Source organism: Ferruginibacter sp. HRS2-29 (assembly GCF_024343615.1).
Classification (GTDB): domain Bacteria; phylum Bacteroidota; class Bacteroidia; order Chitinophagales; family Chitinophagaceae; genus Ferruginibacter.
The window spans coordinates 1-24,046 of sequence record NZ_RJUB01000015.1 but is presented as its reverse complement, the minus strand read 5'-3'; the positions used below and the strand labels follow the sequence as shown (position 1 = coordinate 24,046).

Genomic DNA, 24,046 nt, shown 5'->3' with positions numbered 1-24,046 from the left:
CATTCACTATTTTGAAGTATCTTGCCGCATTGGATGAAAAAGATCGACCGCTACATATTAGGTAAGTACATGACCACGTTTTTCTTTTGCCTGCTCCTGTTTACGGCAATCGTGGTGGTGGTGGATATCAGCGAAAAAACGGACGATTTTGTGAAAGCGAACCTTACGGCCTGGCAGATCACCCGCGATTATTATTTCGGTTTCATTCCCCGCATCGTCGCGATGCTTTTTCCCTTATTCGTTTTTATTTCAGTCATATTTTTCACTTCCAAAATGGCGGGCCGTTCGGAGATCATCGCTATTCTCAGTAGCGGGGTAAGTTTCAGGAGGTTTGCTATGCCATTTATCTTCGGAGGTGTTTTCCTGGCTTTACTGTTATGGCTCGGATACCAGTTCCTGGTACCAAAGGCCAATCGCAAATGGGCTGATTTTGAAAAGACTTATATTGATGTCAACAAAGGAGCGGCACGGTTAAATGACAATACCTCCAAAAGGGATGTTTATTTCCGCATTGATGCTTCCACCTATGCAGGTATCGGCACATATGATACAGTAAGGAAAGAAGGTACCCGTTTCTTTGTACAACGTTTTGAAAACAATCAGCTGAAATATAATCTCCGGGCTGCAACCCTTCGCTGGGATACATTACGCAATAAATGGCAATTGGGCAATGTGCAGGAAAGGAACCTGCATGCGGAAAATGAAACGGTGAAGCGCACGGATACCTTGCTGATGAATTACAACTTCAAACCCATCGATCTTCGTAAAGATGATTACCTGAAAGACCAGATGACCACTTCGGAACTTAATAATTTCATAAAAATGGAAAAGATGCGGGGCTCTGAGTCGTTGAGTTCCCTGCTGGTAGAACGTTATAACCGTGATGCCATACCCGTTTCGGTGGTGATCATGACGATCATCGGTACCGCTCTAGCTTCGCGAAAAGTAAGGGGGGGCAGCGGAGCACATCTCGCCATAGGCGTACTTATCAGCGTATCGTACATACTTTTCAGCAGGTTCAGTGTGGTATTCTCCACTAAAGGCACTTTCAGCCCCTGGCTGGCGGCCTGGCTACCCAATGTGATCTTCGGGCTGCTCGCTTTATACCTCTACAAAAAAGCCCCGAAATAAGCAAAATCTTTCTCCGGGTTTCGATGAAACTTTATAACAAAAGTTTTGTTTACCCGCCTTTGTCATCGTAATTTTAAGCATTGTTTTTTTAACCTGGTTGAACGCTTCGATCAGTCTTATCTGAAACCATCAACTTATCACACGATTGTTATGGCAGCCGGGATTCCCGGGAAAATAATGCATAAAACAATACCGGTAACAAACATCAGATTGCGTAAATAATTTAAACACTCAATAATATATTATGGGAATAATTAAAGACAGGTTTAAGGAGAAAGCAGATATTGTTTCCGCTGAAATAAAAGCATTGCTGAAAGAGCACGGGGATAAAAAGATTGGTGAAGTTACTTTGTCGCAGGTATACCAGGGTATGCGCGGGATCACAGGGCTTGTAACCGAAACATCTTTGTTGGATTCGCAGGACGGTATCCGTTTTCGCGGTTATTCAATTCCTGAATTGCAGGAAAAATTGCCCAAGGCACCAGGTGGAAGCGAGCCACTGCCGGAAGGATTGTTTTATCTTATGCTGGTGGGAGAATTACCAAGCGAGGATGATGTAAACCACCTGAGCAGTACGCTGCAACGCCGCAGCCATGTACCAAACCATGTATTCGCCAGCATTGAAGCTTTACCGATCAGTACACACCCGATGACACAATTCGTTGTGGCCATCATGGCGCTGCAGACGGAAAGCCAGTTTGCAAAAAAGTATGCGAAAGGCATGAACAAAAAAGATTACTGGAATGCGACTTTTGACGATGCACTCGACCTGATTGCACGCCTGCCAAGGATCGCAGCATATATATACCGCCGTAAGTACAAATGGGGAGAACATATCCAGCCGAATGGTTTGTTGGATTGGGCAGGAAACTTTGCCCACATGATGGGATATGAGGATGACGGTTTTAAAGAGCTGATGCGTTTGTACATGACCATTCATGCCGATCACGAAGGTGGTAACGTAAGCGCCCACACAACGCACCTGGTAGGTTCGGCGTTGAGCGATCCTTACCTGAGTTTTGCCGCAGGCATGAACGGCCTTGCCGGCCCGCTGCACGGCCTTGCCAACCAGGAAGTGATCAAATGGATATTCGAATTGCGTGAAGAGATCGGAAGTGATGCGCCAACAAAAGAGCAGATAGAAGATTACGTAAAGAAAACATTAAGCGAAGGAAAAGTAGTGCCGGGTTACGGGCATGCGGTTTTACGCAAAACCGATCCACGCTTTACAGCGCAAATGGAATTCGGGAAGAAACATATGCCGGATGATCCGCTGGTACAAACTGTATGGAATGTATACGAAGCCGTTCCACCGGTACTTGGCTCCATTGCCAAAATTAAAAATCCATGGCCGAATGTGGATGCCCATAGCGGTGCTTTGCTGGTACACTACGGCATGAAAGAATACGAATTTTACACCGTATTGTTCGGCGTTTCACGTGCATTGGGAGTACTCGCCAGCCTTTGCTGGGACAGGGCTTTGGGTTTCCCGCTCGAAAGGCCGAAATCAATCACTACAGATCTGGTGAAGTTATGGCTCGAAGGGAAAGATAATATCTGGGGAGATTAATAAAGTTCAAAAGGTTCAAAAGTTCAAGAGGTTCAAAAGGTTGACATTCTAACTGAATGCATTTCAACTTTTTGAACCTCTTGAACTTTTGAACCTTTTGAACTATTTAAAGAGTATCGATATCTTCTCTCCAACCGGATGGTTCGTTTTAAACTCTATTCCTGTTAAGTACGCAATAGTTTGCGCAAATTGCTGCTGGTATAATTGTCCTTCATTTTTCATTTCTCCTTTTGCTGCAATATTTTTTCCTATTACTGCAAACCATATCTCATTGCTGTTGGGTACATCGCTCCAGTGGCTTGTCCAGAGATCGTTGAGCCCGCGGCCATGATCTGTAGTTAGCAGCAACGTCGTATTATTTTTATAAAATGGATCCGATTGTACTTGTTCCCAGATCAGCCGGATGATCGCATCATTGTGCTGCGCCGCTTCCAGGTAATAATCATATTTTCCTTCATGTGCAAATTCATCCGTTTCGCCGAGTGAAATATGCAACACTTTCGGATGTTTCAGTTTCATGTATTCCAGCGCCATCAGGCCTGTCATGGCATCCAGCCTTTCTTCGGAGCCATAAATAGCGGGTAATAAATGTTGGGCTTTATTAAGCACATCCATAGCCGGCGAACTTTTATCCGCAGGAACATCATCAAATCCATCATTGATATAAATTCCGCTGCGCTCTTTATTCAATATCCGCCTGAACGCATCCCAGCTTCCGAAAGAAGCTACTTTGTTTTTATACGCCGGTTGCTTGTTGATAAACTCAAGAATATTTTCATTGTAGTTCGCGGGAAACTTATTGCTGTTGACTAACGTATCCGGGTAGCCGGTAAATATTTCATTGTAACCGGGATAACTGAACCAGTAGCGGTTTTTGACATTCACAAAATTATTGTACTTACGGTTGCCATAGATCTGGCCATCTTTTGCGATCGTGTTCCAGAGAAAAGGCATGAGCATTTTTCGCCGGTCGTTGGCATCAGGCTGTGCATATTTTTTTACAAGAGTTAAAGAATCCTGCGAAGTAAATTTTTTGCTGTTCAACAATGAAGTGTCGGCACCGGTAAAAATTTCCTGCCAACGCATTCCATCCATGGTGATGAGGATGACATTTCCCTGCTGCGAAAATGAAGGAAACACGCAAGCGAAAGAGAAGAGTAAAAGCAATAATTTCTTTTCCATAAAAAAAAGTTTTACGGAACGAATGTAAGGATAATTAAAAGCATCGTTATTTTTCCCCGTTATTAAACGGTGAAATTTTTTATGACATTGACTAAGGCATTTTTTTGTACTACGCCGCTCTGCCTCCACACGATCTTTCCTTTTTGAAAAAGGATCAACGTAGGAACGCCCTGTACCTGGTATACGCCTGCCGCCTGCTGATTTTTATCTACATCTATTTTTATGATGGAAGCACTGTCGCCCAATTCTTTTTTCACGTCCTGCAATATCGGCGACATCATTTTGCAAGGCCCGCACCATTCTGCAAAGAAATCTACGAGCACAGGTTTTTCGGAATTTATCATTTGTTGGAAAGTCATGGTAGTCGATTTCGTAACTTTTTTAATCCAATAGTTGTGCCTGTTTTCTTGCGGATGGAAGTGCAGAATGTTGTTTTAAAATATTCTGCAGTGATGCAGTTTTTTTATTAAACTATAATATGAAAATTAAAAATTTTATTTGCCTGCTACATAAAAAATCACTGCGGATCAATACCTTATTATATATTCTTAAAGTGTTAACCAGTAGCCTGCTATCTTTTTATTATCTCAAAGGTAGATATAATACTACAGATATATTTTTATTGGCATGTTAATCGCAACTATGTGTAGGTACCTATGAAACCGTCTTGATCCAATAACCTCAACCGTATCCAATATCCTACGAAAGTAATAGCCATATCCTATAAGAAAATCGGGACTTCATTTAGATCTTGTCCCCTTTTTTCTTTTCAAAAAAATATCTTCTTCAGTTATTAAATAAAAAAGATATCCTGGGCCGAATGCCGTTAATGTTCTGTGGAGAATAGCGGGGTCGAACCGCTGACCTTCCCGCCCTGCGGCGCGACGCTTGGCCTTAAACATCAAAGTTTAATAAAAACAAAAGGTGCCTATTATCAGACACCTTTTCCGTGGAGAATAGCGGGGTCGAACCGCTGACCTCTTGCATGCCATGCAAGCGCTCTACCAACTGAGCTAATTCCCCTTATTAGAATGGACTGCAAATATAGGAGCATAGTTCTTTTATTCAAAATCAATTTTAATTAAATATCCAGGATCAGGGGCGAAGTCTTTTTCCGGAAGGTAGCTGGCAAAGCCGCCACGATCTCGGATTTCAGTAATGCTACAAGATTCCTCTTGATAAAACTCTTTTGTGTTACCATACTGATCTCCCTTACCGGCGCCGGACTTTTGAAATAACGGAGCAATTGTTTTCTCGATGCAGGCATGCCTAATGTTGCCAGTTCGGGGAGGAGGGTGATGCCATGATGAAGCTCTACAAACCGTTTGAGCGTTTCGATACTCCCCGTTTCATAATCAAAATGTTTTTCCATCGCCGCACTTTTTTGCAAAGCACACAGGTTGATCACCTGCGAACGCAGGCAATGGCCTTCTTCCAGCAACCACAGTTTATTGACATCTATATCAGCAGGGAGCAGGTATTTTTTCCTGAACAAGGTTTCTTTTTTGGATACATATGCCACAAATTCTTCCTGAAACAATACTTCTTCCATCATGCCCTGTTCGTGCAGCGGCGTCGCCATGATGCCTGCATCAAGCGTACCGTTGCGAAGCCGCTTCAATATCTTATCGGTAGTAAGTTCGCTCACAGACAATTTAACATCGGGATATTTTTTTATGAATGTATGTAAAAACAATGGCAACAGGTACGGAGCCAGTGTAGGAATGATGCCAAGTTTTATGGAACCTGTGATGATCTTTTTATGATCATGGATCAGTTCCCGGATGTAAGCCGATTCGGCCAGGATCTTTTTAGCCTGCTCGATGATCAAAAGCCCGACCTCTGTGGGTTCTACGGGAATGCTGTTACGCGAAAATATCTTCACGTTCAGTTCTTCTTCCAGCTTTTGCACCTGCATGCTGAGGGAGGGTTGCGTTACAAAACATTTTTCAGCAGCTTTTCCAAAATGCCTGAAAGTATCGAGGGCGATGATGTATTCCAATTGGGTTAAAGTCATGATGATAGTTTTAAACTATGGTACTATAAAATTAATCGATTAAAATTATATTACAATTGTCATAGGTTTGCAATCCATCACCAATAAATTTATCATTATGGAAAATAGAAAACTGACCACCGCTTCCGGGAGGCCATATTACGAGCACGAAAACAGTATGACCGTTGGCCCACGCGGGCCGATCCTTTTGCAGGATTTTATCCTTCACGAAAAAATGGCACACTTCAACAGGGAGAGGATCCCGGAGCGGGTAGTGCACGCCAAAGGTTCCGGCGCTTATGGCACATTCACCGTTACGCACGATATTACCAGGTACACCAAAGCAAAAATATTCAGCGAGATCGGAAAGAAAACAAAAACTTTTTTGCGATTCAGCACTGTCGGGGGCGAGCAGGGAAGTGCCGATACTGAACGTGATCCACGTGGGTTTGCTTTGAAATTTTATACCGAAGATGGTAATTGGGATGTGGTAGGAAACAACACTCCCGTCTTTTTCATCAAGGATCCGAAAAAATTCAGCGACTTCATCCATACACAAAAACGTGATCCCCGTACACATTGCAAAAGCCCGGCAATGATGTGGGATTTCTGGAGCCTGAATCCCGAAAGCCTTCACCAGGTATTGATCCTGATGAGCGACAGGGGTACACCGCAGGGATACCGCCACATGCATGGATTTGGCAGCCACACCTTTTCTTTTTACAATGCACAGAATGAGAGGGTGTGGGTGAAATTCCATTTCAAGACGCAACAAGGCATTCGCAATTTTACCAATGCCGAAGCTGTTGAAATGAAAGGGAAAGACCCTGATTTTGCACAGCGTGATCTTGTGGCAGCGATAGACAAGGGAGATTTTCCAAAATGGGACCTGAAGATACAGGTGATGACGGAAGAACAGGCTGCGGATTTTCGATGGAACCCGTTTGATCTTACCAAGACATGGCCTCAGGGAGAATTTCCGCTCATTGATGTTGGTGTACTTGAATTGAATGAAAACCCGGATAATTATTTTGCACATGTGGAACAGGCTGCATTTGCTCCTACCAATGTAGTAGATGGCGTTGGGTTTTCTCCCGACAGGATGTTGCAGGGAAGAATATTATCGTATCCGGATGCCCACCGTTACAGGCTTGGCGTAAATTATGAACAACTTACAGTAAACAAATGCCCGTACATGACTGCAAATTTTCATCGTGATGGCGCCATGCGTTTTGATGACAATGGAGGAAGTTCGCCCAATTATTTCCCGAACAGTTTTGGTGATGTGATACCGGATGAAAAATACAAAGACTATCCAATGGAATTAGGCAACAGCCGTGCGGATTATTATGACCGCAACAGCGGGCCCGGGGATGACGATCATTACACTCAGCCAGGCATACTTTTCCGCGATGTGATGACGCCGGAAGAAAAGGCGAATACGGTAGCAAACATCGTTGACGCCATGAGTGGTATAGAAGGCCCGAAAAGAAACGAGATCATCAATCGCCAGCTTTGCCATTGGTTCAGGGCCGACATGGGGCTTGGAATGCAGATAGCGAAAGGCCTTGGAGTGGATGTGGAATCGATGATGCCGAAAAGGCACGGATAAAAACGATGCTGGATACTGGATACTGGATGTTCGTAATAACTGAAGTTCGCTCAGTTCTTCGCTCCATTATCCATTATCCTTGTTAAAAATCCCTCATTCGTAAGTTATCTTCAGCATTTTGAATTAAATTGTCAGCCCAAAATAAGCGCATGACAAAATCAGAGATAAAATTTTTAGACGGCCCGCAAAACCGCTGGAAGGATTTTAAGTTTACGGTAAGTGTTTTGTTTGAATTTATAAAAGGTTTCCGCACGCTTCATTTCGTGGGGCCATGCGTTACGATATTTGGCTCCGCACGTTTCAAAGAAGATCATCCATATTACAAACAAACAGAAGAGATCGCCGGAAGGATCGCTAGGCTTGGCTTTACGATCATGACAGGCGGAGGCCCCGGTATCATGGAGGCTGCCAACCGCGGGGCAAAAGCTGTTGGCGGTAGGAGTGTTGGATGTAATATTGTGTTGCCTCACGAACAATTTCACAACAAATATCTCGACAAATGGGTCGACATAAAATACTTTTTCGTCCGTAAGAATCTCCTCATAAAATATTCCTATGCCTTTGTGGTAATGCCTGGTGGCTTTGGTACGCTGGATGAGTATTTTGAAGCGCTCACGCTTATCCAGACAAAAAAGATCAGCGGTTTCCCGATCATTATTTTCGATAAGGGATTTCATAAGGATATCATTTCGCATATTGAATTGATGAAAGATAAACAAACCATATCTCCCGAAGACCTTGATCTGTGCCTCTTCACCGATTCTGTAGATGAAGCGATCGAATACCTGCAGGAAAAAAGTATCAAGCAATTCGGATTGAAAGCCCGTGAAAAAAAGGCATGGTGGCTTTTTGAAGGTAAATATTAAGGAGCGGATATCTCCGAAAACCTTGCTGCAATTGTCTTTTCGTAGCTCATTTCCCTTAACTTTAGCGTAACTAAAACTTAACGCTTGATAAAGTTTATTCTCAACGATGTTGAAATAAAGACTGATCTGAAGCCCGGGATGTTATTGCTAGACCTTATACGTTACAATCAGCAACTTACCGGAACGAAGATCGGTTGCCGGGAAGGAGATTGCGGCGCATGTACCGTGCTCGTTGGCGAAATAAAAAACGGGCATCTTGAATATTCCACCGCAACCAGTTGCCTGATGGCCATAGGGAATGCCTGTGGAAAACACATTGTTACCATCGAAGGAATTAATATCGACGGCCTCAACGCGATACAAGAGGCTTTTGCAAAAGAAGGCGCCACGCAATGTGGATTTTGTACACCTGGTTTTATCGTTTCACTCGCGGGCTTCAGCCTTGATAAATCTACCCCGACTTACGAAAGATCTATTGATGCCATGAATGGCAACATCTGTCGCTGCACAGGTTACAAATCAATTGAAAGGGCAGCAAAGAATTTTACAGAAATCCTGGGGCAACGTAGTACACAGGAACCTGTTGAGTTTGCTGTTGATAACAGGATCATCCCGGCTTATTTTTTAAAGATAAAAGAGCGGCTGCTTAAATTGAATGGGCAGGATACTCAGTCTGCAACAGCAGGAAATAAATTCCTGGGAGGTGGTACAGATCTGTATGTTCAGCAACATGATACCATGCCCGGTGAAGCCATCGGATTTTTGTTTGATAAAACTGAATTGAAAGGTATCAATCAATACGATGATGTTTGTGAAATTGGCGGGGCCGCTACTGTAGCGGATATTGCTGTATCTCCCGTTTTTCAGAAATATTTTCCTGCACTTAAAGAATATATCGAGCTGGTGAGCAGCACACAGATCAGGAACATGGCGACTGTGGCTGGTAATTTTACAAATGCATCGCCGATCGGAGACCTTACTATAATTTTCCTGGCGCTCGATGCAAAATTGACTTTGAATGATGGCGCACAAAAAAGAACAATCAGTCTGCGTTCATTTTATAAAGGATATAAACAACTGGATAAAAAAGCGGATGAATTTATCGAAAAGATAAGTTTTGTTTTACCTGCGGAAACCGATCGTTTCAATTTTGAAAAAGTAAGTAAACGCACGCATCTTGATATTGCGAGTGTAAATTCTGCAATAAAAATAAGCATGGAAGGCAATGTTGTTTCATCTGCGTCCATTTCTGCAGGTGGCGTGGGCCCAATACCAGCCTGGCTTTCCAATGGGTCGGCATTTCTTACAGGAAAAGAGATCACGCCCGAAAACATTGAGGAATTGCTGAAGATCGTACAGTCTGAGATATCACCCATCAGCGATGCCCGCGGTTCGGAAGCCTATAAACGATTGTTGTTATCCCAACTTATCAAAGCTCATTTTATCAAATCTTTTCCTGCATTACCCATACAAAACCTGTTGCACGGCTGATGAAGAACATCGATTCATATACACATACAAGAGGCGAGTCAATTTATCTTGATGATGTTCCGCTTACGCAGGGAACATTGTTTGGCGCAATTTTCGGCTCGCCGGCAGCGCATGGTAAAATCAAAAAACTGGATCTTTCGGCAGCGATGGCTTCAGAAGGAGTTGTTCGGATATTTACCTGGAAAGATATTCCGGGAGTGAACCAGATAGGAGGTATCGTACCAGATGAGCCATTGTTTGCAGAAGACATCGTAGACTTCAATGGCATGCCGGTAGCCTTTGTAGTAGCCACTTCTGTGGAACATGCACAGGCGGCGATCAAAAAAATTATCATCGAAATAGATCCGTTAACCGTGGTTACAGATCCACGGGTAGCGAGGCAAAATAATTCGCTGATCGTGCCACCTCGAACTTTCCGATTAGGCGATAGCGATGCAGCCTTCAAAGATTGTGTGCATGTAGTTGAAGGAATTGCTGAAACAAACGGCCAGGAGCATTTATATATAGAAACACAAGGTGCCTATGCATTGCCACAGGAACATGGGGCCATTAAAGTGATCTCTTCAACACAAGGGCCTACTGCGGTGCAACGCCATATGGCAAAGGTACTCGGCGTACCGATGCATCAGCTGGAAATTGATGTAACCCGCCTTGGTGGAGGATTTGGGGGAAAGGAAGATCAGGCTACATCCTGGGCGATCTTTTGTGCATTGGCTGCTTATCATTTAAAGAAACCTGTAAAATACAGCCTTCACAGGATGGAAGATATGCGCATGACCGGAAAGCGGAACCCATATTCTTCCGATTTCCGGATCGGCCTCGATGCTGAATTGAACATCCTTGCATACGAGGCAACTTTTCATCAAAACGCAGGAGCGGCAGCCGATCTTTCTCCGGCGGTTTTGGAGCGCACTTTATTTCATTGTACCAATAGTTATTTTATTCCAAATGTAACGGCCACTGCTTACAGCTGTCGCACGAATCTGCCGCCCAATACAGCTTTCAGGGGATTCGGTGGGCCACAGGGAATGTTTGTGATAGAAGCTGCCATTGCTAAAGCCGCGGAAAAAATCGGTGTGAGTGCATTTGAAATACAACAGAAAAACCTGATAAAGAGTGGTGATGAATTTCCTTACGGACAGCTTGCGGTGAGTGAAGCACTACCTTGCTGGAATAGGTCTTTGAGTTTGTTTGATCATGCAAAGAAGAAAAAGGAGATCGAAAAATTTAATGCAGAAAATATTTTGTATAAAAAAGGGATGTCGATGATGCCGATATGTTTCGGGATATCCTTTACAAAAATATTGATGAACCAGGCACGTGCGCTGGTACATGTGTATATGGATGGAAGCGTGAATGTGAGTACCGGTGCGGTGGAGATGGGGCAAGGCGTTAATACAAAAATGTTGCAGGTGGCTTCAACGATCTTTTCAATAGATCCCGCGAAAGTGAAAATGAATTCGACGAGTACATTTCGTGTAGCAAATACTTCTCCTTCAGCGGCCAGTGCAACTGCAGATCTGAACGGGAAAGCGGTGCAAATAGCCTGTAATAATATTCTTGACCGGATGAAAACAGTTGCGGCAGATATCCTGAAATGCTCAGCTACAGAGGTTTCTATTAAAAACGAAATTGTACATGTAAATGATGCTGCAACAGAAATATCCTGGGATTTCCTGGTGCTGGAAAGTTACCTGAGAAGGATCAGCCTGAGTGAAAGTGGCCATTACGCTACGCCGGATATCCACTTTGATGCATCAAAAGAAAAAGGCCATCCTTTCGCCTATCATGTATACGGAACAGCCATCACGGAAGTTACGGTTGATTGTCTACGCGGCACATATAAGATCGATGCGGTGAATGTGGTACATGATTTTGGCACTACCATGAATGCATTGATCGACAGGGGGCAGATAGAAGGCGGGATCGTGCAGGGTATCGGCTGGATGACGATGGAAGAGATCGTGTATGATGAAGCGGGACGGTTACGAAGTAATACTTTGAGCACTTATAAAGTGCCGGATATTTATTCGGTTCCTCAAATGCTGGAAATAGATTTCCTTGAAACAAAAAATGATAACCTTGCTATATTTCGCTCAAAAGCAGTAGGGGAGCCACCTCTGATGTATGGTATCGGAACATTTTTTGCCTTGCGAAATGCTGTAAAAGCCTTTAACCCAAAAAGCTCGATCGGTTTTTCAGCACCCATGACACCGGAAAAAGTGTTGATGGGGTTGTATGATAAATAACTATTTCACTGAATCTTAAAGTTGTTGTTTGATAAATAAAAGAACCATATATAGTGACCGGTGCTGGATAGATGGCCGCCTGCAACCTGCAACAATTACGATCACCGATGGAAAGATCTCGGAGGTTGTTTTTGAAAAAATACCCGGGGCTGAAGATAAGCAGGGTGCGGTGTTGATGCCCGGCGTGATCGATGCGCATGTACATGTGAATGAACCTGGCCGCACCGATTGGGAAGGTTTTGATACGGCCACGCAGGCAGCTGCCGCAGGTGGTATTACCACTATCATAGATATGCCGTTGAATGCCGATCCGGTAACGGTTTCAGCGGATAAGCTGAAACAAAAACTGGAAGCTTCTGCAGGCAAACTGAATGTGAATGTTGGTTTTTATGGTGGCCTGGTCCCCGGAAATGTTGATGAACTCGAAGGACTGATGAACGAAGGCGTGCTGGGGATAAAATGTTTTCTTACGCATTCGGGTATCGATGAATTTCCGAATGTAACCAGAAGTGATATGGAGCAGGCGATGCCACTCATCGCGAAATACGGTATTCCGTTGCTGGCGCATTGTGAATTGTATGATACTCCGGTAGAGACCCGGCTCGAAACAATTCCAGGAAATTACCGGGAATACCTTGCCAGCCGGCCAAAAAAATGGGAGAATGATGCGGTCGGTCTGATGATCTCGTTGTGTGAGGAATATGATTGTAAAACACATATCGTTCATGTTTCTTCTGCCGAAGCATTGGACTCAATTGCTGCGGCAAAAAAAGCCGGTCTGCCATTGACTGCTGAAACCTGCCCGCACTATATTTTCTTTAATGCCGGATCGATCCCGGATAACGATACACTTTACAAATGTGCACCACCCATCCGCGAAGCGGCCAACAATCAATTGTTGAAAGCTGCGCTGGTAAATGGTACGCTTGATTTTCTGGCAACAGATCATTCACCCGCGCCACCTTCGGTAAAAGAATTGGATACCGGGAATCTTTTGAAAGCCTGGGGCGGAATAGCCGGTTTACAATTTTTATTAACTTCAGGATATTCGGCGATGAAAGACACTGCAACGCTGGAACAGTTCATACCGATGCTGACGGAGAAGCCTGCTATTTTTCTTGGAATAAATGACAGAAAAGGATATTTGAAAAAGGGATACGATGCCGATATGGTGGTGTGGCATCCCGAAGAAGAGTCATTGATCAGAGAAGAAGATATTTTGCACCGGCACAAAGCGAGTCCTTATGTCGGTAAAACCCTTACTGGTGTTATAAAAGAAACAATTGTAAATGGTTTTTCTGTTTATAAAAACAATACGATCATTCATAAAAATGCTGGCCGATGGCTTTTGAAAAAGTAAAAGAAATAATTAAAAACCCTCCTGCTTTTGCGGCGCTCAATGATCTTGCGGCGGCAAGACTTGGTGGAAAGGTATTATATGCAACGGATGATTTTTTCGCGGAGAAAGAGAATCTTATCCTGCAAGGTCGCGGGATCTTTATCACCGATAAATATACCGATCGGGGAAAATGGATGGATGGGTGGGAAAGCAGGCGCAAACGTACTCCGGGACATGATTGGGCAGTTATTCAATTGGCTGCGCCGGGCCGTATAAAAGGTTTTGATATTGATACGAATTTTTTCCTTGGCAATCATCCGCCACATGCTTCTGTGGAAGCGGCTTACCTCAGCGAAGAGGTTACCGATTGGGAAGCAGTGCCATGGAAAGAAATATTGCCGAAATCACCTCTCGATGCAGGCAGTCAGAATTTTTACGAAAGTATCAGCAGTGAAATTTTTACACATGTCCGTCTGCATATTTATCCTGATGGCGGTGTAGCGAGGTTCAGGGTTTACGGAGAAATTTTCAAAAACTGGGATACTACCGGTAACGATGAAACGATAGATCTGGCTGCCGCCATCAATGGTGCTGTTTCCATCGCCTGCAACGATATGTTCTTCAGTCATATGGGAAATCTTATCATGCCTAATCGTGGCGCCAACATGGGCGATGGCTGGGAAACCAAGCGCAACCGGACTCCCGGCAACAGGGATTGGGTGATCGTGAAGCTGGCTACGAAAGGAACAATAGAGAAAGCTTTGGTGGATACGGGTCATTTCAAAGGCAATTATCCTGATAGTTGTACCATCGAAGCCTGCTACGCGGAAGAGGATTCTAAAGTGATCAATGATGAAGTAGCATGGCAGACGATCTTGCCTTCGCAAAAATTGGGTGCGGATGCCGAACATGAATTTGATATCAGCAATAAAGAAATTTTTTCGCATGTGCGATTGAATATTTTTCCCGATGGAGGTGTAAGCAGGCTGAGGTTATTTGGCAAAAAAGCATAACTATGAGCGGGTACGTTTTATTATCCATATTATTTATTGTGTTGGTCATGCTGGTTATCATGACCTACTATCTGCGTGCCGTAGACAAACAGGAGGTGCAGGACGAAGACGGGGAAGATGCTCCCGCAACTGTCAAAGTAAGAGATGTAGTAACGGCTCAAACTTTTGTGTACACTGCTATCGTGCTAACGTCGGTATGTATGGTAGTATCGTTATACCTCATCGTTAAAGGCACTATCTGGGAAGGGCACCTGATGGAATGGATGAATATTGTGATACGACTGATGCACATCACATTTGGTATCGCGTGGATTGGCGCATCGTTCTATTTTGTGTTTTTAGAGAATGCATTGAACCGGACAAAAGATGTACGCGAAGAACTTGCAGGTAATCTGTGGGCGGTACATGGCGGTGGTTTTTATTACCTGGAAAAATATAAAGTTGCTCCCAAAACAATTCCCAAACATTTGCATTGGTTCAAATACGAAGCGTATTTCACGTGGCTTTCAGGTTTTTGTTTATTATTTGTAGTGTATTATTTTAATGCGAAAGCCTTGTTGATCGATAAGAATGTACTGGATATTTCGCCGCTGGCGGGACTATCGATCGGTGTTGGTTCTTTTGTGGTAGCCTGGATATTGTACGATCTTATCTGCAAAACATCGCTTGTACAAAAAGGTATCTGGTTTGCGCTCACAGGATTTATCATCTGTACCGGCTTCGCTTATTTTTATTGCCATGTATTCAGCGCACGTGCTGCATATATGCATTTTGGTGCGATGCTTGGTTCTATCATGGTGGCCAATGTTTTTTTTGTGATCATTCCCGCGCAGAAAGCTATGGTAAAAGCCGCTGCTGAAAATAAACCCCTTGATCCCAAACTGGGTAAGAATGCGGGTTTGCGCTCATTGCACAATAACTATTTTACCCTGCCGGTATTATTTGTAATGATCAGTAACCATTTTCCCTCTACATTCGGTTTCGAGTATCCTTGGGTGATACTTGCTATCATTTCGTTGGGAGCAGCGGGGGTAAAACATTATCTTAACATCAAAGAGAAAGGGCAATTGTCGGTTTGGGTATTGCCTGTTTCCATCCTTATCCTTTTATCGGCTGCTTATATTTCTGCTCCGCAAAAACCCGGCGAATGTAAGTCTGTAGTTAGCTTCGCGGAAGTAAATGCGATCATACAGCAACGCTGCATCAGTTGTCACTCCGCGAGCCCGACAGACGATTTTTATACAGCGCCGCCCAATGGAATAACATACGATACGCCGGATAATATTGTGAAACTGAAGGACAAGATCATGCAGCGTGTGGTCCTTACGAAGAGCATGCCGCAGAATAACAAAACAAACATGACCGAAAAGGAACGTGAACTTATACGCTGCTGGATAGACCAGGGGGCATCATTAAAATAAGATTATGACATTACAGGAATTCAACAAACTGGAAAAACATCAGGCACACGAGTTGCTGGCAACTACCTGCGGATCGGGTGCCTGGCAATCGCTGATCATGACAAGGTTTCCCTTTGAATCGGAAAAAGAACTGGTGCGTTCTGCCGGGGAGATATGGTATCATGGCTGTTCGCGGCAGGATTGGCTGGAAGCTTTTTCGCAACACCCGAAGATCGGTGATACAAAAAGTATTGCAGAAAAATTTCCTTCTACAAAACACCTTGCAGGTTCGGAGCAATCTGGTGTAGATGCTGCTTCCGAGGATGTGATCGAACAGCTGTCGAAAGCGAATGATCTGTATGAAGCTAAATTCGGTTTCATATTTATTGTTTTTGCCAACGGGAAAACTGCCCCCGAAATGTTGCGTATCCTGCAGGACAGGAGCAGCAATAATTATGAAGAGGAACTTATCATCGCCATGGGCGAACAATTGAAAATAACTATACAGCGGTTTAAAAAAGTGATCCCTGCGGCAGACTGGACAAAAGTGAACGGGAGCCAACTGACTTCGCATGTGTTGGATACATCGCTTGGTGTACCTGGAAAAAATATGACTGTTCGGTTGAAACATTTTGTAAACAATACCTGGTACACATTGGCGCAAGGCGTTACCAATGCGGATGGCCGTGTAGGTGATTTTCTTCCGGCAGAAAAGTATGTAGTGCCGGGGAATTATAAAATGGTATTTGAAACATTTAATTATTTCAGGGCAAATAATATCAAAGGATTTTATCCGGAAGTGGAAGTCTTTTTCACCGTGCCGGACGAAGCACATTACCACATACCATTATTGATCAACCCTTACGGATATTCGACATATCGTGGAAGTTGACCCGGCATGGTTTTAGGCCAAACGCCCGGAGGTTAAAAGAAAGCTCCGGGGTTAGACCAAACACCCGGAGTTAAAGTAAAACCTCCGGGGTTAGACCAAACGCCCGGAGGTTGAAGTAAAACCTCCGGTGTTAGACCAAACACCGGAGGTGAAAGAAAACCTCCGGGGTTAGACCAAACGCCCGGAGGTTAAAGTAAAACATCCGGGGTTAAACCAAACACCCGGAGTTAAAGTAAAACCTCCGGGGTTAGACCAAACGCCCGGAGGTTAAAAGAAAGCTCCGGGGTTAGACCAAACACCCGGAGGTTAAAAGAAACCTCCGGGGTTTCCCCCAACCCCGGAGCGTTTGTAACAAAAGATGACACTAAAAAAATAATATGAGCACATCAATTCCTTCAAAAAAGAGAAAGAAAATATTTGAAAAACTGAAAGAAGCCAATACGGCTTTTCAAAAAATATATCCCGGAGACAGGCCCGAAAGACAGGCCGTACATACAGTGTACGGTGGCGCTAATCTTTTTAAGCATGATGCTGCAAAAACTTTAGGGGCCAGGGCTTTGGAGACGTTCGATACCTATGCACCTGATTTTTTAAGTTTCGGAAAAGTTTTCCGGCTGGAAGGTATTGAAGCGGTCGATCAGGAAAGTGCTGCTGCTAAAGTAGCGGAGGAGTACGAAAAACTTTCTGCGGAAGAAAAGAAAAAACATCCGGCCCACCTTTCTTACCAGGTGTATAAAAAAGTTATAGCGAAACTGAAATCTGAAGCGGTGGAAGATTTCCGTATCGATTTTGAAGATGGTTATGGAAACCGCAGCAATGAAGAAGAAGACGCGACCGCTGAAAGCGCCGCGAAAGAAGTAGCGAAAGGATTGAAGAAAAAATCTTTGCCTCCATTTATCGGCATACGCATCAAGCCGTTCACAGAAGAAATGAAAGAGCGTGGTTTGCGTACGCTGGATATATTTATCAGCACACTGGTTAAAGAAACCGGCGGTATACTGCCGGAAAATTTCATTGTAATGTTGCCAAAAGTTACCATCCCGGAACAGGTGGCAACGCTCGTGGATTTTTTTGAGATACTGGAAGAAGAACTCAACCTGGCGGTGGGTGTTTTAAAAATGGAAATGATGGTGGAAACCACGCAATCCATCATGGATGCGGATGGCCGAAACCCGTTGTACCGCTTTATGAAGGCGAGCAAAGGGCGATGCATTGCCACGCATTTTGGAACATACGATTATACTGCTTCCTGCAGCATTACCGCTAAATACCAGGAGATGGATCACCCCGTGTGCGACTTTGCGCATCACATGACAAAAGTAGCGTTGGCGCATACCGGCATCTGGCTGAGTGATGGCGCTACGAATACGATGCCTATCGGCCCGCATCGCGGCGATGATATGACTGAGGAGCAATTGAAAGAAAACAGGGAAACTGTGCACAGGGCGTGGCGCAAGGGTTACGAGCATATCCGTCATTCGTTGTGGAATGGCTTTTACCAGGGCTGGGATCTTAACCCGGCGCAATTCCCGATGCGATATGCTGCTGTATTCGCGTTCTTCCTGGAAAGTTATGATGATGCGGTAGAGCGATTAAAAACATTTGTAGAAAAAGCTGCCCGCGCTACGCTGATTGGCGATGTATTTGATGATGCCGCAACCGGGCAAGGATTGTTGAATTATTTTTTGCGGGCCCTCAACAGCGGCGCCATCACCGAAGAAGAAGTGCTGGTGACGGGACTTACATTGGAAGAGATTCGTGGCCGTTCATTCAAAAAAATCCTGGAAAACAGGAAAGCATAATTATAATTTGAGGAATGGAAGTGTGGCAATTCATAGCGCAAAAATACCAGGCAAAAACAAATGTTGTTTTGCTGTATGTGCTGCATAGCCTGGGAAGTTCGCCTGGGCGGCAGGGTTTCAAAATGGCTGTGGCTTCAGATGGTGACTTCTGCGGCTCGATCGGCGGGGGAATGATGGAACACAAGTTTGTGGAAATGGCTAAAGCCCGGCTGGCTGAAAAAGGCATGGCTGCTGCTGTTTACCGGCAGATACACGATAAATCGGCAGGCAAAAATCAAAGCGGGATGATCTGTTCCGGAGAGCAAACTATTTTCCTTTATCCCATGCAGGATAAAGATATGGCTGCCATAAATTCCCTGTTGTCATCACTGGAAAAAAATGAACAAGGCACTCTTCACCTGACTGAAGAAGGGATCAGGTTTTCTGATGAAATACCTCCGGGTGATTTCTGCTTTGAACCGAAAAGCGAGCAGGCATTTACGTTAGTTGAAAGAACAGGATATAAAAATACACTGCACATTATCGGCGGCGGGCATTGCGCATTGTCGCTTGCAAAGCTGATGCGTGATATGGATTTTTACATTCACCTGTATGATGAACGTAGTGATCTGAATACGATGGAGGCGAATATATATGCCCATGAAAAACATGTGGTGGCAGGCTATGAATCGCTTCGCCAATTGATCCATTCCGGGAAAAATATTTACGTGGTGATCATGACATTCGGATACCGCACAGATGATATAGCTCTGAAAGCCTTACAGGACAAACATTTCCGGTATATTGGTCTTCTGGGCAGCAAGTATAAAGTGAACAAATTATTTTCTGGTTATCCTCCGGAAATCGTTTCAACTATCCATTCACCGATAGGCATACCCATCAAAAGCCAGACGCCGGCTGAGATTGCGGTGAGCATAGCTGCAGAGATCATTCTTGAAAAAAATAAGGATCAGTAACTGGTCTTATCAGATTTTGTTTTCCATTTATTGAAAACCGCAAGGGCAGTTTCCCTGCTCAGGGAAATGATGGGGATTCTTCTTTCGTTGATGGATGCTTTCATTTCTTCATAGATCATCGAGTCATCGAAGCCGATATCGGCCGCATCTTCACGATTGTTGGCATAATAAATCACCGAAGGGCGTGCCCAGTAAATTGCGCCAAGGCACATCGGGCATGGTTCGCAGGAAGTATATACTTCGCAGCCATCAAGCTGAAACGTGCCCAGATTTTTACAGGCATCCCGGATCGCTACTACTTCAGCATGAGCGGTAGGATCGTTGGTAGAAGTAACTTTGTTATTGCCGCGGCCAATGATCTTGTCGTCTTTCACGATCACACAGCCAAACGGGCCGCCATCATTATTATCGATTCCCTGTTGCGATAACCCGATCGCTTCCAGCATAAATTTTTCTTCCCTGGTCATACCCGAAGATAGTTTAAAAGTTTAAAAAGTTCAAAGTTGAAGGTTGAAAGTTGAAGGTTCAAAGGGTACTTACAGTTTGTAAATACGTCGTTTTAGTTAAAACGTCTCGGATCGAAAAACTTTGAACCTTCAACTTTTGAACTATTTTTGTTTTATGGGAATATTAAAACAGGTAGCGGAATATCTTTATCTGAAGAAAAAAGATCCGGGTGCCGACAACAGCAAGTTTACCAGATATATGCATGGCATCAACAGGATATCTATTTTCCTGTTTATTTTCGCCATGATCGTTTTGGCCATTAGGCTTTTCCGTAAGCATTAAGGGGTGTTCCGCAGGAAGGTAACAATGCTTTTAGCTGCATTGGAAGATGCATGCCCGCCGGCGCCCAATAATTTTTTGAGTGCTGCATAATCTTTTTGCAAAGTCATCTTGCGGTCGGTATCGTGCAACAATACCTGCAATTCTTTAGTGAGGTTTTCTACCGTCAGTTCGTGTTGTATCAGCTCTTTTACCACTTCTTTATCCATGATGAGGTTTACCAGCCCGATGAATTTTATCTTGATCAGGCGCTTCGCGATCTCGTAAGAAATGCTATTCCCTTTGTAACAGATCACTTCCGGAACGGCAAACAACGCAGTTTCCAGCGTAGCCGTACCACTGGTTACCAGTGCGGCTTTCGAGCGATATAGAAGGTCGTAGGTTTTACCCACAACAGCATATACATTTTTATAAGGCCTGAGCAACCCGTTGTAAAAATCATCTTCCAGGCCGGGTGCTTTGGCCACCACAAAACTATAGTCAGGAAAATGTTCGGCCACCTGCAGCATGATGGGCAACTTCTTTAATATCTCCTGTTGCCTGCTGCCGGGCAATAACGCTATGGTGCCTGCATTTTTTTGCATAAGCGGAAGATCGGAATGCTCATGTGTTTCAATGAATTCATCGATCACTTCTACCAGCGGGTGACCAACATATTCTACTTCGTATTTCCATTTTTTGTAAAAATCTTTTTCAAATGGGAGTATCACCAGCATTTTGTCAACATTCTTTTTAATGCCGTTCACGCGGTTTTCTTTCCATGCCCACACCTGTGGCGAAATGTAATAGATGATCTTCAATCCCTGTTGTTTCGCCCATTTTGCAATGCGCAGATTGAACCCCGGGTAATCGATCAGTATCAACGCATCCGGCTGATAGGCTAGGATATCTTTTTTGCAAAAAGAAAGATTGCGAAAAATGGTCGGAAGATTTTTGATCACTTCGGTGAAACCCATGAAAGCCAGGTCGCGGTAGTGTTTCACCAGCGTAGCCCCGGCAGTCTGCATTTTATCGCCGCCCCAGCAACGGATATCCGCTGCCGGATCCCGGCGGTGTAATTCCTTGATGAGGTTGCTGCCGTGCAGGTCTCCGCTTGCTTCACCGGCTATGATGTAATACTTCATTGAGAATGGTTCAGATGCAAATTTAGCGGTTTTGAACCACCAAGTCACCAAGGCACAAAGTTTCACAAAGGCTTAAAGCAAAGATTATTTCATTGCGAAACTTTGTGTCTTTGAAACTCTTATTTCAGTTTTTTCAGATCTTCAAAACTAAGATCAAGCAGTTCATATTTCTTTGCCTCCGGCAATGCATAATGCCACCATTCGGATTCCAGTGCCTTGAAGCCATATTTTTCCATGAGAGTACGCAGCAGCAGCCTGTTTGCCAGTACATTCCCGGGCAATTTTTTATAATCATGATGAGCGGAATCGCTGAAATCATCAAAGCCCGTGCCCATGTCTATTTCCTTGCCGGTGAGCAGGTCTGTGATGGTAAGGTCTACAGCAACGCCGCGGTTGTGGCCGCTGCCAAATGCAGGATTGGCGGCATATCGGTCATCTTTTACCGGCTCCCACATCTTTTCGGTGATACTGTATGGACGATATGCGTCCCAGATTTTCAACCCGAGGCCTTTTTGTTTCAACTCGTTTTGCACTTTAGCCAATGCTGTTGCCGCAGGCAATCGCAGGTAAGTGGTGGCAGTAGGCGGATACAATATCTGCTTCATGAAATTGTTTTTGCCCGCATAACGCAGATCGAGCCTGATGCCCGGCACAAATTGATAGATGTTTACCATCTTTTTATAAGGAGAATGTACAACAGTTTGCTGGAAGACAACCGGCTTGCCGATCACCCAGAGACCGTATTTATTCAGCGTAGTATCCTGTGCACCGGCCGTGGCGATACTTGTTGAAAAAACAACCATTAAAATAATAACATATCTGAAACATATTATTATCTTGTATGTATGTGAAGGATTTTTTTTCATAAAAGCTTTCTTCAAGATACTCAATTTCGTCCTGATATGAACCTAACGAAGACATATTGTTGCCTGCTGGCTGCATTTTCGATCCTGCTATTTTCCTGTAATACCAAACGCACAGAAAAAGAGAGACAGCTTGTTTCGGATCCTGCTTCCATGGATGGTTTTGTGAGCAAAAATATTCGTTTGCTGCTCGAAAATGCCGAAGCCAATAAAGGAAAAATGGATGACAGCCTGCAGTTACGTTTTTTACCCGTGCTGAAATATTATTACAGGCAGAATGACTACACCCCCGTATGGAGCAGTTCGGAAAAATGGAAGCAGCCTGCGGATAGCCTTGTCGCATACCTCAAAGAGGCTGCATTGGATGGGCTGTTCGCTGAAGATTACCAGTTTGGTAAAATAAATAATTTCAAAAAAATGATGGATGCTGATTCGGTGAACAGAACCGATGCAGTTGCGTGGGCAAAAGCCGAATTGCTGTTTACCGATGCATTCATGCACCTGCTGCAGGATCTCAAACAAGGGCGACTTCAGCCGGATAGCCTTGCCTGGAAAAATAAAGAAGTGTTGTACAAAACTTATTTTACCCCTGAGATGGAAAAGATAAGAAATGGCGCTTCTTTCGCGGCAGTGACCACGGCATTGCAACCGAAAAATAAGGGCTATAGCCTGCTGAAATCGGGCATACGCAAGTTTGTAGACAGCATGGATAATAAGGTTTATACCTACATAGAATACCCTTATAAAAATGCACAGGACTCGTTGGTTTTCATAAAAAAGATACAGAAACGGATGACCGAAAGCGGTATCACTTCTTCTACGGGCCAATTCGATTCTGCAGCCCTGAGCAATACGATCAAACATTACCAGGCAAAAAAAGGATTGAAAGCAGATGGAAAAATTTCGACGGCCCTGGTGAGAATAATGAACATGACGGATAAAGAAAGGTTCAGGAGAATTGCGCTTACGCTTGACCGTTATAAACAGCTTCCGGAGAAAATGCCGGAGAAATATATCTGGGTGAATCTTCCGGCGTATTACCTGAAGTTGTACGAAGGCGATTCTGTTGCACTCGAATCGAAGATCATTTGCGGCAAGCCCGGCACGCCAACGCCATTGCTCACCAGCGCCATCACGGATATGATGGTTTATCCTACGTGGACAATACCTACCAGCATCATTTCAAAAGAAACATTGCCGGCTTTGAAACGCAATCCCGGATATCTTGCCCGCAAAGGGTTTTACCTCCTTGATAACAAAGGCGAGCGTGTGGATCCGTACAGTGTGAATTGGGCGAAATATTCCAAAGGCATCCCGTACAGGGTGCAGCAGGGGAGCGGCGACGACAATGCATTGGGCGTGATCAAATTTAATTTTGATAACCCGTACTCCGTCTACCTGCACGATACCAACCAGCGATACCTTTTTGGCAACAGCATGCGCAGCCTGAGCCATGGCTGTGTACGGGTGCAGGAATGGCAGAAACTGGCGTTTTACCTGGTAAGAAACGATAGCATTTTATCCAAACAACCGGATTCCTTGAAATACAACAGCGATTCTATCGTGAGCTGGATCGCGGCCAAAGAACGGCATAAGATCCCTGTGAAAAACAGGCTTCCTTTGTTTATCCGCTATTTCGGTTGTGAACTGGTAAATGGAAGCATCCGCTTTTACGATGATATTTATGGGGATGACAGGGCGTTGGCACAGAAATATTTTGCGGGAAAATAAAACAATGGATAATTGAATAATGGATAATTGAATAATGGATAAT

Annotated in this window: 20 protein-coding genes and 1 tRNA gene; 14 read left to right on the top strand and 7 right to left on the bottom strand. The window is 44.2% G+C overall.

The window, feature by feature from the left end; translation table 11 throughout:
• The first annotated feature begins 33 nt into the window (after nucleotides 1-33).
• Together EGI32_RS07100 and EGI32_RS07095 are read left to right on the top strand one after the other, a co-directional pair.
• Nucleotides 34-1,131 (top strand): LptF/LptG family permease, encoded by a 1,098-nt coding sequence (locus tag EGI32_RS07100; RefSeq protein ID WP_255154688.1) that lies wholly within the window; start codon nucleotides 34-36, stop codon nucleotides 1,129-1,131.
• Nucleotides 1,132-1,375: 244 nt separating this feature from the next.
• Nucleotides 1,376-2,701 carry a citrate (Si)-synthase, eukaryotic gene (locus tag EGI32_RS07095; protein WP_255154687.1) on the top strand — a complete coding sequence of 442 codons (1,326 nt, stop codon included), beginning with the start codon at nucleotides 1,376-1,378 and terminating at the stop codon, nucleotides 2,699-2,701.
• Between the two features lie 102 nt (nucleotides 2,702-2,803).
• Here EGI32_RS07095 and EGI32_RS07090 read toward each other — a convergent pair whose 3' ends face one another.
• The 4 genes from EGI32_RS07090 to EGI32_RS07075 form a co-directional block, all read right to left on the bottom strand.
• A complete protein-coding gene (locus EGI32_RS07090) occupies nucleotides 2,804-3,883 on the bottom strand; it encodes a hypothetical protein (protein ID WP_255154686.1) in 1,080 nt (359 codons plus the stop codon).
• Nucleotides 3,884-3,945: 62 nt separating this feature from the next.
• Entirely contained in the window at nucleotides 3,946-4,269 is a 324-nt protein-coding gene (trxA, locus tag EGI32_RS07085) for a thioredoxin (RefSeq protein WP_255154808.1), read from the bottom strand.
• A gap of 564 nt (nucleotides 4,270-4,833) precedes the next feature.
• Nucleotides 4,834-4,906: transfer RNA gene (locus EGI32_RS07080), tRNA-Ala, on the bottom strand.
• A gap of 58 nt (nucleotides 4,907-4,964) precedes the next feature.
• Complete coding sequence (locus tag EGI32_RS07075) at nucleotides 4,965-5,900, bottom strand: hydrogen peroxide-inducible genes activator (protein WP_255154685.1); 936 nt, start codon at nucleotides 5,898-5,900, stop codon at nucleotides 4,965-4,967.
• A 97-nt stretch (nucleotides 5,901-5,997) separates the two neighbouring features.
• Here EGI32_RS07075 and EGI32_RS07070 point away from each other — a divergent pair, with 97 nt between their 5' ends.
• From EGI32_RS07070 to EGI32_RS07025, 10 genes are all read left to right on the top strand, one after another.
• Entirely contained in the window at nucleotides 5,998-7,491 is a 1,494-nt protein-coding gene (locus tag EGI32_RS07070) for a catalase (protein WP_255154684.1), read from the top strand.
• A 149-nt stretch (nucleotides 7,492-7,640) separates the two neighbouring features.
• Complete coding sequence (locus tag EGI32_RS07065) at nucleotides 7,641-8,357, top strand: TIGR00730 family Rossman fold protein (protein ID WP_255154683.1); 717 nt, start codon at nucleotides 7,641-7,643, stop codon at nucleotides 8,355-8,357.
• Between the two features lie 84 nt (nucleotides 8,358-8,441).
• On the top strand, nucleotides 8,442-9,848 hold the full coding sequence (locus EGI32_RS07060; RefSeq protein WP_255154682.1) for an FAD binding domain-containing protein: 1,407 nt from the start codon (nucleotides 8,442-8,444) through the stop codon (nucleotides 9,846-9,848).
• On the top strand, nucleotides 9,848-12,097 hold the full coding sequence (locus EGI32_RS07055; protein WP_255154681.1) for a xanthine dehydrogenase molybdopterin binding subunit: 2,250 nt from the start codon (nucleotides 9,848-9,850) through the stop codon (nucleotides 12,095-12,097). The genes EGI32_RS07060 and EGI32_RS07055 overlap by 1 nt, the downstream gene beginning before the upstream one ends.
• Nucleotides 12,098-12,125: 28 nt before the next feature.
• Nucleotides 12,126-13,457 (top strand): allantoinase AllB, encoded by a 1,332-nt coding sequence (gene allB / locus EGI32_RS07050; protein ID WP_255154680.1) that lies wholly within the window; start codon nucleotides 12,126-12,128, stop codon nucleotides 13,455-13,457.
• Nucleotides 13,439-14,449, top strand: a complete 1,011-nt coding sequence (gene alc, locus EGI32_RS07045) for an allantoicase (RefSeq protein ID WP_255154679.1) — start codon at nucleotides 13,439-13,441, stop codon at nucleotides 14,447-14,449. The genes allB and alc overlap by 19 nt, the downstream gene beginning before the upstream one ends.
• A 2-nt stretch (nucleotides 14,450-14,451) precedes the next feature.
• On the top strand, nucleotides 14,452-15,870 hold the full coding sequence (locus tag EGI32_RS07040; protein WP_255154678.1) for a urate hydroxylase PuuD: 1,419 nt from the start codon (nucleotides 14,452-14,454) through the stop codon (nucleotides 15,868-15,870).
• Nucleotides 15,871-15,874: 4 nt separating this feature from the next.
• A complete protein-coding gene (gene uraH / locus EGI32_RS07035) occupies nucleotides 15,875-16,741 on the top strand; it encodes a hydroxyisourate hydrolase (RefSeq protein WP_255154677.1) in 867 nt (288 codons plus the stop codon).
• A gap of 377 nt (nucleotides 16,742-17,118) precedes the next feature.
• On the top strand, nucleotides 17,119-18,543 hold the full coding sequence (locus tag EGI32_RS07030; protein ID WP_255154676.1) for an aldolase/citrate lyase family protein: 1,425 nt from the start codon (nucleotides 17,119-17,121) through the stop codon (nucleotides 18,541-18,543).
• Between the two features lie 14 nt (nucleotides 18,544-18,557).
• Entirely contained in the window at nucleotides 18,558-19,499 is a 942-nt protein-coding gene (locus EGI32_RS07025) for an XdhC family protein (protein WP_255154675.1), read from the top strand.
• Here the strand turns inward: EGI32_RS07025 and EGI32_RS07020 are convergent.
• Nucleotides 19,493-19,966 (bottom strand): nucleoside deaminase, encoded by a 474-nt coding sequence (locus tag EGI32_RS07020; protein ID WP_303626617.1) that lies wholly within the window; start codon nucleotides 19,964-19,966, stop codon nucleotides 19,493-19,495. The two genes, EGI32_RS07025 and EGI32_RS07020, sit on opposite strands and share 7 nt — an antisense overlap.
• A gap of 154 nt (nucleotides 19,967-20,120) precedes the next feature.
• On the opposite strand from EGI32_RS07020, the gene EGI32_RS07015 reads away from it, so the two are divergent.
• Nucleotides 20,121-20,288 (top strand): DUF6728 family protein, encoded by a 168-nt coding sequence (locus tag EGI32_RS07015; protein ID WP_255154674.1) that lies wholly within the window; start codon nucleotides 20,121-20,123, stop codon nucleotides 20,286-20,288.
• Here the strand turns inward: EGI32_RS07015 and lpxB are convergent.
• Nucleotides 20,285-21,409 carry a lipid-A-disaccharide synthase gene (gene lpxB, locus EGI32_RS07010; RefSeq protein WP_255154673.1) on the bottom strand — a complete coding sequence of 375 codons (1,125 nt, stop codon included), beginning with the start codon at nucleotides 21,407-21,409 and terminating at the stop codon, nucleotides 20,285-20,287. The genes EGI32_RS07015 and lpxB overlap by 4 nt on opposite strands.
• Before the next feature lie 119 nt (nucleotides 21,410-21,528).
• Nucleotides 21,529-22,212 (bottom strand): M15 family metallopeptidase, encoded by a 684-nt coding sequence (locus EGI32_RS07005; RefSeq protein WP_255154672.1) that lies wholly within the window; start codon nucleotides 22,210-22,212, stop codon nucleotides 21,529-21,531.
• Nucleotides 22,213-22,311: 99 nt separating this feature from the next.
• On the opposite strand from EGI32_RS07005, the gene EGI32_RS07000 reads away from it, so the two are divergent.
• Nucleotides 22,312-24,003 (top strand): murein L,D-transpeptidase, encoded by a 1,692-nt coding sequence (locus EGI32_RS07000; protein WP_255154671.1) that lies wholly within the window; start codon nucleotides 22,312-22,314, stop codon nucleotides 24,001-24,003.
• The last annotated feature ends 43 nt before the right edge of the window (nucleotides 24,004-24,046 follow it).